Raw genomic sequence first — 11,486 nt, forward strand, 5'->3', positions numbered from 1 at the left:
AGGCGGTTCAGCGCCCGATCAACGCCTGCGCCGTGCGGTCCGCCACCACCTCCGTCGCCAGCCCGCTGGCATCGGCCTCCGCAAACAGGGTGGCCAAGCGCGGGCCGATGGCATCCACCTGCGCGTTCACCTCCGCCAGCGTCACCTTGTGCCCTTCGGTCTTTGCCAGATATTCAGCCACGACCGAGATGATTCCGCCAGCGTTGATGACGTAATCAGGAGCATAAAGGATGCCGCGCGCCGCCAGCCGGGCACCGTCTTCCGGCGTGGCAAGCTGGTTGTTGGCGGCACCGGCCACCACCGCCACGTCAAGGGCGTCAATGCTGTTCTGATCAAGGATCGCGCCCAGCGCGTTGGGGCTGAACACATCGGCCTTCGCCGCCATGATCGCGGCGACGTCCACCCGGGTCGCGCCCAGTTCGGCGGCCAACGCCGCGGCGCGGGCCGGATCGACATCGGCGATGGTCAGCCGCGCGCCCTCGGCGGCCAGCGCCCGGGCCAGCGCACCGCCCACGCTGCCAACGCCCTGGATAGCGATATGGAGCCCAGCAACACGATCGGTCCCCAGCTTGTGACGCACCGCAGCCTTCAGCCCGGCCAGCGCGCCCCGCGCCGTGAACGGCCCCGGATTGCCGCCCACTTCGCCGGCCGCCACCGGCAACCCGGCCACATGCGGGGTGCGACGGGAAACGACCACCATATCGGCATCGCTCATGCCCACATCCTCGGCGGTCAGATAACGGCCGCCGAGCGCGGCGATGGCATCACCAAAGGCTTCCAGCAGCGCTTCCGTCTTGGGCGCGTCAGCGATTACGACTGCCTTGCCGCCGCCCGCCTTGAGCCCCGCCATGGCATTCTTGTAGCTCATGCCGCGGGACAGGCGCAGCGCATCGGTGAGCGCCGCGGCCTCGCTGGCATAGGCCCAGCGCCGCACGCCACCGGCCGCCGGACCGAGATGGGTGGAATGGATGGCGACGATAGCATGCAGGCCGGTGGCCGCATCCTTCACCAGCGCCACGCGTTCATGCGCGTCGAACCCCGGCGCGCCGGCAGCATCAAGGGCAGCCAGTTGAACGGTCGCAAAACGGGCAGCGGGGGCGGCAACGGTCATCAGCTCTGCTCCAACTGACAGGATTTCATTGCGCGATAATGTAATAAAATTTCTGTTCGACGCAACGGTCATTCATGAACTGGCGCGCGGAACTTCTGGCTTGCCTCTGGCCCCGCCCTCGTCTATCCCGCGCCTCCCGGCAGGTTTGTCGTGGCGACTGTAGCTCAGCTGGTTAGAGCGCTGGTTTGTGGTACCAGAGGTCGCGGGTTCAAGCCCCGTCAGTCGCCCCATCTGTTTTCCGCACTTCCCCACATGCGATTCTGGAACCGGCATTGCCGGCAGGATCGCTGCGATAATCATCGGCCTTGGCGTGCAGCACCACCGCCGCGCCATCAGCATCGAGCAGCGGCGTATCGCCATCGGCGAGGCGGAGCCCGGGCAACAACAAGCTCATCTCTCCGATACCCTTTTCGGTCACGGCCAGATTGGGCAGATCGCCGGCATGGGCGCCCATCGGATTATCCCGGCCGTGCTGCTTGCCCGCCGGATTGAAATGCGGCCCGGCGCTGGTGAAATCCGGGCCAACACAGCGGCCCACGCCGTGCAGGTGCATGGCATATTGGCCCGCTGGCAAGCCCTTCACCGTGGCGATCAGCTGCACGCCTTCAGCCATTTGCAGCAATTCCACTTCGCCCAAGCTGTTGCCTTCCGCCGTAAGCAGACGGGTAGAAAGCATCAGCGACGGCGGCGCGCCGCCCACCCGGCCCAGTGATTCCGTTTTGGGCCCGCAGGCCGCGAGAACGAGGAGCGGCAGGAAGAGGGTGAGGCGGCGCATGGTGCTTACTCCGATGATTGAAGCCTATAATGGCTGACCAGGCGATCAAGCGCCAGTTGCAGCACGAGTTTTCCGGCCCGCACTGGCCAGCCCAGCGCACGTTCGGCCGCTTCAAGGCCTTCGCCCTGACAGATCACCCGCCAGGCGATATCGGAAAGGCCGGGGCCGCAGGCGGCAACCGCTGCCTCGAACCGGCGCTTGGCGGCGATCTGTCCCCTCGAAAGATCGGGCGGGCCGCCCTGCCCGCGCGCGGCTGCAGGCAGCGGATCCCAGCGCATCGTCACGCGCGGGCCCAATTGCGCATGGTAGAAATCGGCGCGCAGCCGTTCGCTTGCCAGCAGTTGCATCGGCGAGACATGGCCACGCCGCGCCAACCAGACCAGCGGCGATTCGGCCAGATTCACCGTCACTCGGGCGCGATCGATTATATCGGGTGCCGGCAGGATGCGGGTGGCGAGCAGGCGATTTTCGGTCGGTGGTGGGATGTCCGGGGTGATTTCCTGTGCATGGCGAGCCATCGGCTTTTCTCCGTTGCGGCACGTTGATGATGGATTACACCTTGCACAGGAGAGGGATTGTAGGACAGAAATAACCAGAGAGGTTATTTGATCCATGCTCACTCGTATCCGTGATGTTCGAAAGGCGCACGGCCTCACGCTGGCCGATGTTGCGGCCGCCTGCGATCCGCCCACCACGCCGCAAACCATCGGGCGGCTGGAAACCGGCATGCGCACCGTTTCCATCGACTGGCTGGAGCGCATCGCTGCCGCGATGGCGGTGCCGGCCTCCAGCCTGGTTACCCTGCCCGATCGGGCGGACGTGCCGGTGGCGGCACTGATCGGCAGCAATGGCGCCGATGCCCCCGAACGGCCACGCACATTGCTGCCGCCGCAGCCGCAACCCGATCTGATCGGCATGGTGGTGGAAACCGCCCAGGGCGATTATCGCAACGGGGACGAACTCTGGGCGCAACGCCTTGCCCCCGCCCAGTTCGGCCGCGCCATCAATCGCGACGTGCTGGCGCCGCGCCCCGCCGGCCGCTTTGCCTTTGGCCGCCTGATCGCGGTGGACGGCAGCCGCATCCAGCTGCTGCCCACAACGCCAGGCGCGCGCCAGCAGGTGCTGGCCGAAGTGCCGTGGCTGGCGATGGTAACGATGCTGGTGCGGCGACCCTAGGCCAGGCTCAGTTCGGCAGATTGCCGTTCAGTTCCAGCGCGCGGCCCGCCAGGTGCAGCGATCCGGTGACCAGCACCAGCGGCGGGCTTTCACTGTTGCGCGCGATGGCGCGCAGCGCTTTGGTCAGATCGGGCGCGGTCACGGCGGCCATGCCCATGGCTGATGCGGTGGCGGCCAACTGCGCGGGATCATGGGCGGCGTGGCCCGGCACCGGCACCGCATAAAGCGCCGATGCCATGCCGGCAAAGCTCTTCAGAAAGCCTTCGGCATCCTTGGCCGCCAGCATGCCCGTTACCAGCAGCAAGCGCTGGCCGGTTTGCAGCAAGGGCCGCACGCTTTCGGCCAGGGCGCGGCCGGCGGCGGGATTGTGGCCGCCATCAACCCACAGGCTGCTGCCCGCCGGCAGCAATGACCACAAGGGCCCGCTTTCCAGTTTCTGCAGGCGCGCTGGCCATTCCACCCAGCCCATGCCAGCGCGATAGGCGGCATCCTTCACGGGCAGCGCCGTCTGCGCACGCAGCATCGCGATGGCCAACGCGGCATTGTCGTGCTGGTGGATGCCGGCCAAGCGCGGCAACGACACGGCCAGCTTGCCGGCTTCGTCGCGATAATGCAGCTGCCCCTCATAGGTCGCCGCATCCCAATCCTGCCCACGGATCAACAGCTTGGCGCCAGCCAGGCCCGCCACTTCAGCAATGCGGGCGGTGACGGCAGCAGGGTGACGGCCGGTGACCAGCGGCACGCCCTTGCGGGCAATGCCGGCCTTTTCGCGGGCGATATCCAATATGGTCGGGCCGAGCCATTGCGTATGATCCAGCCCCAGTTGGGCGATGCCCGAAACCAGTGCGCTGGGGATGATGTTGGTGGCGTCCATGCGCCCGCCCAGGCCTACCTCGATGATGTAGGCATCGGCCTCCACCGTGGCAAAGGCCAGGAAGGCCGCCGCCGTGGTGAGTTCAAAGAAGGTGATCGGCGCTTCGCCGTTGCGTTTGATGACGTCGTTCAGCAGCACAATCAGCGCATCATCGTCGATCAGCTGGCCGGCGAGCCGGATCCGTTCGTTGAAGCGGACGAGGTGCGGGCTGGAATAGACATGCACGCGCCGGCCTTCGGCTTCCAGGCAGGCGCGCAGCATGGCGCAGGTGCTGCCCTTGCCGTTGGTGCCGGCGACATGGAACACCGGTGGCAAGCGGTGGTGCGGATTGCCGAGCGCGCCGAGCAGGCGTTCGAGGCGACCGAGCGTGAGATCGATCTCGGTGGGATGCAGATCGTGCGCCTTGCGGAGCAAGGCATCCAGGCGCGGGTTGTCAGACCGCGCCGGCGGCATGCGCGCGCCGGGTGGAGGGGGCGGCAGGCTCACGCGGCGCCGCTAACCTTTTTCGGGCGCGCCATCAGCAGAGTGATAAGACGACCCAGGGTTTCCTTCAGGTCGCGGCGGTGCACCACCATGTCGAGCATGCCATGTTCGAGCAGATATTCGGCGCGCTGGAAGCCCTCGGGCAGTTTCTCGCGAATCGTTTGTTCGATCACGCGCTGGCCGGCGAAGCCAATGAGCGCGTTCGGCTCGGCAATCTGGATATCGCCCAGCATGGCATAGCTGGCGGTCACGCCGCCGGTGGTCGGATCAGTGAGCACTACGATATAGGGCAGCCCGGCTTCGCTCAGCATCTGAATGCCAACCGTGCTGCGCGGCATCTGCATGAGAGACAATATGCCTTCCTGCATGCGCGCGCCGCCGGCGGCCGTGAAAACGATATAGGGCACCTTGGCGGCCAGCGCGGCATCCACGCCGGCCAGGAACGCCTCTCCCACGCCCATGCCCATCGATCCGCCCATGAAGGCGAAATCCTGCACGCCCACAATGGCGCGCTGGCCCATGATCTGGCCATCGCCGATCATCATGGCTTCGGGTTCACCGGTGGCGGTGCGGGCGGCCTGCAGGCGATCGGTATATTTCTTCTGATCCTTGAACTTCAACGGATCTTCCGCGACCTTCGCCGCCGGCAGCACACGATAATCGCCGTCGAACAAATGGGTGAAACGCGCGTTGGGCCCGATGCGATCATGATGATCACAGCGCGGGCAGACGCTGCCATTGTCTTCCCATTCCTTGGTGTAGACCATGGCGCCGCAATTCTTGCACTTGGTCCACAGATTGTCGGGCGTGTCGCGGCGGGCGAGGAACCCGGTCAATTGTTGGCGGGTGCGGGTGATCCAGCTCATGCGGCTTTCTCCGTACGGGCCGTGCGGACGGCCTGGGCCAGCGCCGCCACCTGGGCAGCAACGCGGGCGGGAATATCGTTGGCGCGTTCTTCGGCGGCGGCACCAATCGCATCGACAATGGCGCTGCCCACCACCACGGCATCGGCGTGGGTGGCAATGGCGGCGGCCTGATCGGGGGTACGCACACCAAAGCCCACCGCGATCGGCAGGCTGGTCGACGCTTTCAGGCGGGCCACAGCTTCGGCAACATCGGTGGCGGCTGCGCTATTGGCGCCGGTGACGCCGGCCACCGCGACATAATAGAGGAAGCCCGATGCGCCGTTGAGCACGGTGGGCAGACGATGGGCATCAGTCGTGGGGGTCGCCAGCCGCACCAGGTGCAGGCCGTGCGCGGCCAGCGCGGGCGCCAGTTCGCCGCCTTCTTCGGGCGGCAGATCGACAACGATGCAGCCATCGATTCCGGCCGACTTGGCAGCAGCGGCAAAACGTTCGGGCCCAAAGGCGAGGATCGGGTTGAAATAGCCCATCAGCACGATCGGCGTGGCATTATCGGCTTTGCGGAAATCCGTGACCATCGCCAACAGCTTGCGAAGCGTGGTGCCGACAGCAAGGCTGCGCAGGTTGCCGCGCTGGATCGCCGGACCATCGGCCATCGGATCGGTGAACGGCATGCCGATTTCGATCACGTCGGCTCCCGCGCCCGGCAATGCGGCGAGGATTTCGGCGCTGGTGGCAAGATCGGGATCGCCAGCGGTCACGAAGGTAATCAGCGCGGCGCGGCCCTGCGCGGCGCAGGCGGCGAAGCGGGTGGCCAGGCGGTCGCTCACATCGTCACTCCCAATGCGGCTGCGACGGTGAAGATATCCTTGTCCCCGCGGCCGCACAGGTTGGCGATGATGATCTGATCCTTGGCCATCGTCGGCGCGATGCGGGCGATGGCGGCAATGGCGTGGGCCGGCTCCAGCGCCGGGATGATGCCTTCGGTGCGGCACAGCAACTGGAAGCCTTCCAGCGCTTCGGCGTCGGTCGCGCTTTGATATTCCACGCGGCCGATGGCGTGCAGCCAGGCATGTTCCGGACCGATGCCGGGATAATCCAGGCCGGCCGAAATGCTGTGCGCTTCGGTGATCTGGCCGTCTTCATCCTGCAGCAGCATGGTCTTGTTGCCGTGCAGAACCCCGGCGCGACCACCGGCCAGCGATGCGGCGTGCTCGTGCGTGGTCAGGCCTTTGCCAGATGCTTCGATGCCGACGATCCGCACATCCCTGTCATCCAGGAAGGGGTGGAACAGGCCGATGGCGTTGGAACCGCCGCCGATCGAGGCCACCAGCAGATCGGGCAAGCGCCCTTCCCGCTCAAGAAGCTGGGCGCGGGCTTCCTTGCCGATCACCGTCTGGAAATCGCGCACCAGTTCCGGATAGGGGTGCGGGCCGGCTGCCGTGCCGATGATGTAGAAGGTGTCGTGCACGTTGGTCACCCAATCGCGCAGCGCCTCGTTCATGGCGTCCTTCAGCGTGCGGCTGCCGCTTTCCACCGCTTTCACCTCGGCACCCAGCAGTTTCATGCGGAACACGTTCGGCGCCTGGCGCTCGATATCGCGGGCGCCCATGAAGATGGTGCACGGCAGGCCAAAGCGCGCCGCCACGGTGGCAGTGGCCACGCCGTGCTGGCCGGCGCCGGTTTCGGCGATGATGCGCGTCTTGCCCATGCGGCGGGCGAGCAGGATCTGGCCGATGCAATTGTTGATCTTGTGCGCGCCGGTGTGATTGAGCTCGTCGCGCTTCAGGTAGATCTTTGCGCCGCCCAGTTCGTCGGTCAGGCGTTCAGCGTAATACAGCGGGCTGGGCCGGCCGACATAATGCTTGAGCAGATCGTCGAGCTCAGCCTGAAACGCCGGATCGGCCTTGGCGGCGATATAGGCCTGTTCCAGTTCCAGGACCAGCGGCATCAGCGTTTCAGCGACGTAACGCCCGCCGAATTCACCGAAGTGGCCATTCGCATCCGGGCCGGCGCGCAGGGAGCCTTCAGGCACGCTCATGCGGCCCTAACGGCGCTGGCAAAAGCCCTGATCTTGTCCACTGATTTCACCCCTGCACTCTCTTCCACACCTGATGCCACATCCACCAACGCCGGCGCCACCCGACAGATGGCATCTGCGACATTGTTTATACCAAGCCCGCCGGCCAGGCCAAAGCGCCGTCCCGGCCGGGTATCGATCAGCAACTGCCAATCAAAGGCCAGCCCATTGCCGCCCGGAAGCGGAGCGTCGTTAGGCGCTTTGGCATCGAGGAGCAACAGATCAGCCGGGCCTGCGGCCTTCTCTGCGCTGCGGATATCGTCGCGGGTCTTCACCCCCGCCGCCAGCCACACCGGCAGATTATACCGCGATTTCAGTTCACCCACCCGCTCTGCGCCGGCATCATGCAGCTGCAATATGGTGATGCCGGCTTCTATCACGGCGGCCACCAGCGCATCATCCGGCGCCACCAGCACGGCAACCCGGCCCACCCCAGAAGGCACGCGGGCGATCAGCGACGCGGCGGCGCCCGGTTCGACAAAGCGCGGGCTGGGCGCAAAAAAATTGAACCCAAGATGCGCCGCGCCAACTGCGACCGAGGCATCCACGGTTTCCGGCGTGGACAGCCCGCAGATCTTGAAGGGCGTCACAGGCTGGCTGCGATCGCAGCAGCCGCAGCGGCCGGATCGGGGGCTGACGTGATCGGGCGGCCGATGACGAGGACGCCGGCTCCGGCCTTGAGAGCCTCGGCGGGCGTCATCACGCGCTTCTGATCGCCAGCATCGCTGCCGGCCGGGCGGACGCCGGGCACGACGAACAGGCCATCGGCCCATTCAGCCTTCACGGCGGCGACTTCATGCGGCGAGCAGACGATACCATTCAACCCTGCCCCGCGCGTCAACCGGGCGAGGCGCGCAGCCTGGGTGGCAGCACCATCGGGCACACCGGCACTAAGCAAATCAGCATCATCCAGGCTGGTGAGAACGGTGACGGCCACCACGTGCGTGCCGGGCAGCGCGGCAGCGCGAGCTGCGGCCAGCATGGCGTGGCCCCCGGCGGCGTGGACGGTGAGGATGGAAGGGGCCAGCGGCGCGAGGCTGCGCACGGCGCCGGCCACGGTGTTGGGAATGTCGTGGAGTTTGAGATCGAGGAACAGCGGCAACGACTGGCCTTCCATGACAGCGGCAATGCCGGCCCGGCCATGGGCGCAGAAGAATTCGAGGCCGAGCTTTACCCCGCCAACATGCGGCGCAACGGCAGCGACCAGCGCGCGCGCAGCGGCGACATCGGGCGTATCGACCGCCACGAATACCGGATTGCTCATGGGGTCAGGCTCCGCTGGCGGGGGAAGTAACCGGGGCGGCCACCTGGGCATGCTCGACCCGGGCCGGGCGCACGCGCCGGCTTTCAGCCAAGGGCCGCAGCAACACGTGCCAGATCCATGTGGAGATCAAGCCGGCAAGGAAGGCGATGCCGAGCAGCAGCGGAAACGGCAGCGCCGCGGGCGTGCCGTCGGGCAGAACGAAATCGACGAGTGTCCAGTTGGACACCGCCAACAAGATGAACAACACCGCCACCACGGCGAGAAAGACCCAGCGAACGATTGCCATGTTGACCCTCACAGCTCTCCGTCAACTGCGATGATACCAGCTTCCGACAGGGTTGCCATCAGCTTTTGCGCCACCTCGGCCAGTTGCGCATCACTGGTGGAGCGCATGACGAAATTGGCGCCGGTCTTGCCTTCGCGCCAGAACGGGTAGGAGCCGATCTGCACGCCGGGATTATCCTTCTCGGTGCGCTTCAATATCTCGGCGGCCTTGCTCTCCTGCGTCCACGCACCCACGCTGCGCGACAACACCGGGGCGCCGCCCGGCAACTGGCCATCCAGCCAGGCCAGCATGCCCTGCGTGATCATCGGCACGCCGGCCATGATGAAGATGTTTTCCACGCGGATACCCGGCGCCTTGGTGCGCGGGTTCTCGATCAGGCTGGCACCAGCCGGTGTGCGGGCCATGCGCAGGCGGGCATCGGTGAGCTGGTCGCCATAGTGCGCGGCCAGAATGGCGCGGGCATCGGGGTGGATGATGACATCAAGGCCGAGCGCGGCGGCGATGGCATCCACGGTGATATCGTCGTGCGTCGGGCCGATGCCGCCGGTGGTGAACAGATAGTCGTGCTTCACCCGCAGGGCGTTCACGGCTTCGGCAATGGCATCCATCTCGTCGGCGACAACGCGCACTTCCTTAAGGCGGATGCCCTGCACGCCCAGCCATTTCGCCAGATAGGCGGTGTTGGCGTCCTGCGTGCGGCCGGACAATATCTCGTCGCCGATGATGACGAGAGCGGCGGTGTAGATGCGCCCCGCCTGCGTGTGACTCGGTTCGTTCATGCGCCCGGACTTAGCGCAGGGCGGCGGCCGTGACCATGGTGAAGATGGACTTTGCCGGCCTGAAACCCTACAGGCGTGGATATGACGCAAGCGCTCTATACCACGGTGATGGACCCACACGAGGGCCAACTGCGCCTGCATGGGCCGGCGGCCTTTGAAGGGATGCGCAAGGCTGGCCGGCTGGCCGCCGAGGTGCTGGACCATCTGACCCCGCATGTGCTCCCCGAAGTGGCGACCATCGATCTCGACACGATGGCGTGGGAATTCGTGCGCGCCGCGGGAGCCGCCTCAGCCACCGTTTTCTATCGCGGCTTCTCGCACTCGCTGTGCACCAGCGTGAACCATGTCGTTTGCCACGGCATTCCGGGGCCGAAAAAATTGAAGAGCGGCGATATCGTCAACATCGATGTGACCGTGGTGGTGGACGGCTGGTATGGCGACACCAGCCGCATGCTCCTGTTGGGCGATGTGCCATTGAAGGCGCGCAAGCTGGTGGAAGTGACGCATGAATGCTTGATGATGGGCATCGAACAGGCTCGGCCCGGTAAGACGCTGGGCGACGTGGGCCACGCCATCCAGACCCATGCTGAGCGGAACCGCTTCAGCGTGGTGCGCGATTTCTGCGGGCACGGGCTGGGCCAGGATTTCCACACGGCGCCCAACGTGGTGCATGTCGGCAAGCCGGGGCGCGGTGTCGTGCTGAAGCCCGGTATGTTCTTCACCATCGAACCGATGATCAATGGTGGCGGCCCGGCGGTGAAGGTGCTGGATGATGGCTGGACGGCGGTGACGCGTGACCGTTCACTTTCGGCCCAGTTTGAACACAGCATCGGCATCACCGAAACCGGCTGCGAGATCTTCACCGCCTCGCCCAAGGGCTGGCACGCGCCGCCATACGTTTGATCAGCGGCGTTTCGGCAGCGGCTTCTTCACAGGCGGCTTCGCGACAGGTTTGGCGGGCGGTTTCGGCAACGGGATCAGCCGGTTCACACTAATGATCTTCACCGGCGCTTCGATCATCTGCCCTTTCATCACGCCTTCGCCCTTGGTGGCGGAAATGGGCACGTTCAGGATCTTGCGCACTACGTCCATGCCCTCGGTCACACGGCCGAACACGGCAAAACCCAGATTGTCTCCCGGCCCGGCCGGATTGGCATCCAGCGCCTTCAGGCTGCCGAGGATGAAGAAGAATTGCGCCTGCGCCGTGCCGGGCGCCGCGCGGGCGAGGCTGACAGCGCCTTCATCATGAGTAAGACCGGTGGTCGTCGTCGGTTCATGGGCCACCGGGGGCAGCAGTTTGCGGCCATCCTGGATGCCAGCTTGCACCAGGCCAATGCTGCCATCGGGCGTGATCTTGTAGGCCCGATAGAAGGCAGCGCCATCGAGCCGCTTTTCATCGACATGTTTGAGGATATAGCCGGCAGTGACCGGCGCGCGCTCGGTTTCCAGCGCTATGGTGATCGGGCCAAGTTCGGTGGTCATCACCACCTTCACTGTCGCCGGTTCGACAGGCGGCGACGGTGGTGGCGCCGCCTCCTGCGCGGACAGGGGCAGCGACAAGCCGGCAAGCGCGGCAGCGATGATGGAGCGACGAATCATAGCCGCAGCATAGCCTGGCCAGGTGCTGTCAGTCTTGTGCGAACTCATCTCTCGAAGATGCAGCTCGGGCTTTGCGTGCGACGCTTAGCTGGCAAGCGATTGCCACTCGGCCAGTGCGGCTGAGCGGCGTTCTTTGAAGGTTTGGCGATCGACGATGTGGCGTTCGAGATTGAAGTGATTGTGGACGTTGGCGTGG

General features: G+C 65.7%; 14 protein-coding genes and 1 tRNA gene. 3 read left to right on the forward strand and 12 right to left on the reverse strand.

All coding sequences use genetic code 11. The features are described from left to right. Positions 1 to 7: 7 nt before the first annotated feature. Positions 8 to 1,111: a Glu/Leu/Phe/Val dehydrogenase dimerization domain-containing protein gene (locus Q7O19_RS08020; RefSeq protein ID WP_303809783.1), complete on the reverse strand. Its 1,104-nt coding sequence runs from the start codon at positions 1,109 to 1,111 to the stop codon at positions 8 to 10. A 153-nt stretch (positions 1,112 to 1,264) separates the two neighbouring features. Here Q7O19_RS08020 and Q7O19_RS08025 point away from each other — a divergent pair. Next, positions 1,265 to 1,341: transfer RNA gene (locus Q7O19_RS08025), tRNA-His, on the forward strand. Here the strand turns inward: Q7O19_RS08025 and Q7O19_RS08030 are convergent. Together Q7O19_RS08030 and Q7O19_RS08035 are read right to left on the reverse strand one after the other, a co-directional pair. Then, positions 1,320 to 1,886: a superoxide dismutase family protein gene (locus Q7O19_RS08030; protein ID WP_303809785.1), complete on the reverse strand. Its 567-nt coding sequence runs from the start codon at positions 1,884 to 1,886 to the stop codon at positions 1,320 to 1,322. The two genes, Q7O19_RS08025 and Q7O19_RS08030, sit on opposite strands and share 22 nt — an antisense overlap. Before the next feature lie 5 nt (positions 1,887 to 1,891). After that, positions 1,892 to 2,404: a DUF6456 domain-containing protein gene (locus tag Q7O19_RS08035; protein ID WP_303809787.1), complete on the reverse strand. Its 513-nt coding sequence runs from the start codon at positions 2,402 to 2,404 to the stop codon at positions 1,892 to 1,894. A 94-nt stretch (positions 2,405 to 2,498) separates the two neighbouring features. Between Q7O19_RS08035 and Q7O19_RS08040 the strand changes: the two genes are divergently transcribed. Continuing rightward, positions 2,499 to 3,062, forward strand: coding sequence for a helix-turn-helix domain-containing protein (locus tag Q7O19_RS08040; protein WP_303809789.1), 564 nt, complete (start codon positions 2,499 to 2,501; stop codon positions 3,060 to 3,062). Between the two features lie 7 nt (positions 3,063 to 3,069). On the opposite strand, the gene Q7O19_RS08045 is transcribed toward Q7O19_RS08040, so the two are convergent. The 8 genes from Q7O19_RS08045 to Q7O19_RS08080 are packed head-to-tail and all read right to left on the reverse strand — an operon-like array spanning position 3,070 to position 9,691. Beyond that, on the reverse strand, positions 3,070 to 4,422 hold the full coding sequence (locus Q7O19_RS08045) for a folylpolyglutamate synthase/dihydrofolate synthase family protein (RefSeq protein ID WP_303809791.1): 1,353 nt from the start codon (positions 4,420 to 4,422) through the stop codon (positions 3,070 to 3,072). After that, on the reverse strand, positions 4,419 to 5,285 hold the full coding sequence (accD, locus tag Q7O19_RS08050; RefSeq protein WP_303809793.1) for an acetyl-CoA carboxylase, carboxyltransferase subunit beta: 867 nt from the start codon (positions 5,283 to 5,285) through the stop codon (positions 4,419 to 4,421). The genes Q7O19_RS08045 and accD overlap by 4 nt, the downstream gene beginning before the upstream one ends. Then, positions 5,282 to 6,112, reverse strand: a complete 831-nt coding sequence (gene trpA / locus Q7O19_RS08055; protein ID WP_303809794.1) for a tryptophan synthase subunit alpha — start codon at positions 6,110 to 6,112, stop codon at positions 5,282 to 5,284. The genes accD and trpA overlap by 4 nt, the downstream gene beginning before the upstream one ends. Beyond that, on the reverse strand, positions 6,109 to 7,323 hold the full coding sequence (gene trpB / locus Q7O19_RS08060) for a tryptophan synthase subunit beta (protein ID WP_303809796.1): 1,215 nt from the start codon (positions 7,321 to 7,323) through the stop codon (positions 6,109 to 6,111). Before trpB ends, trpA begins: the two co-directional genes overlap by 4 nt. Next, the gene (locus tag Q7O19_RS08065; protein WP_303809798.1) at positions 7,320 to 7,952 is read right to left on the reverse strand and encodes a phosphoribosylanthranilate isomerase; all 633 of its coding nucleotides are present in this window, start codon (positions 7,950 to 7,952) and stop codon (positions 7,320 to 7,322) included. The genes trpB and Q7O19_RS08065 overlap by 4 nt, the downstream gene beginning before the upstream one ends. Beyond that, complete coding sequence (pyrF, locus tag Q7O19_RS08070) at positions 7,949 to 8,626, reverse strand: orotidine-5'-phosphate decarboxylase (protein ID WP_303809799.1); 678 nt, start codon at positions 8,624 to 8,626, stop codon at positions 7,949 to 7,951. The genes Q7O19_RS08065 and pyrF overlap by 4 nt, the downstream gene beginning before the upstream one ends. A gap of 4 nt (positions 8,627 to 8,630) precedes the next feature. Continuing rightward, positions 8,631 to 8,912 (reverse strand): hypothetical protein, encoded by a 282-nt coding sequence (locus Q7O19_RS08075; RefSeq protein WP_303809801.1) that lies wholly within the window; start codon positions 8,910 to 8,912, stop codon positions 8,631 to 8,633. 8 nt (positions 8,913 to 8,920) lie between these two features. After that, positions 8,921 to 9,691 carry a molybdopterin-binding protein gene (locus Q7O19_RS08080; RefSeq protein WP_303809802.1) on the reverse strand — a complete coding sequence of 257 codons (771 nt, stop codon included), beginning with the start codon at positions 9,689 to 9,691 and terminating at the stop codon, positions 8,921 to 8,923. 81 nt (positions 9,692 to 9,772) lie between these two features. Here Q7O19_RS08080 and map point away from each other — a divergent pair, with 81 nt between their 5' ends. Continuing rightward, positions 9,773 to 10,594 (forward strand): type I methionyl aminopeptidase, encoded by an 822-nt coding sequence (gene map / locus Q7O19_RS08085; RefSeq protein ID WP_303809803.1) that lies wholly within the window; start codon positions 9,773 to 9,775, stop codon positions 10,592 to 10,594. Here the strand turns inward: map and Q7O19_RS08090 are convergent, their stop codons facing one another. After that, complete coding sequence (locus Q7O19_RS08090; RefSeq protein ID WP_303809805.1) at positions 10,595 to 11,290, reverse strand: peptidylprolyl isomerase; 696 nt, start codon at positions 11,288 to 11,290, stop codon at positions 10,595 to 10,597. Positions 11,291 to 11,486 lie beyond the last annotated feature (196 nt).

It is taken from the genome of Sandarakinorhabdus limnophila DSM 17366, assembly GCF_945882885.1.
Classification (GTDB): Bacteria; Pseudomonadota; Alphaproteobacteria; order Sphingomonadales; family Sphingomonadaceae; genus Sandarakinorhabdus; species Sandarakinorhabdus limnophila_A.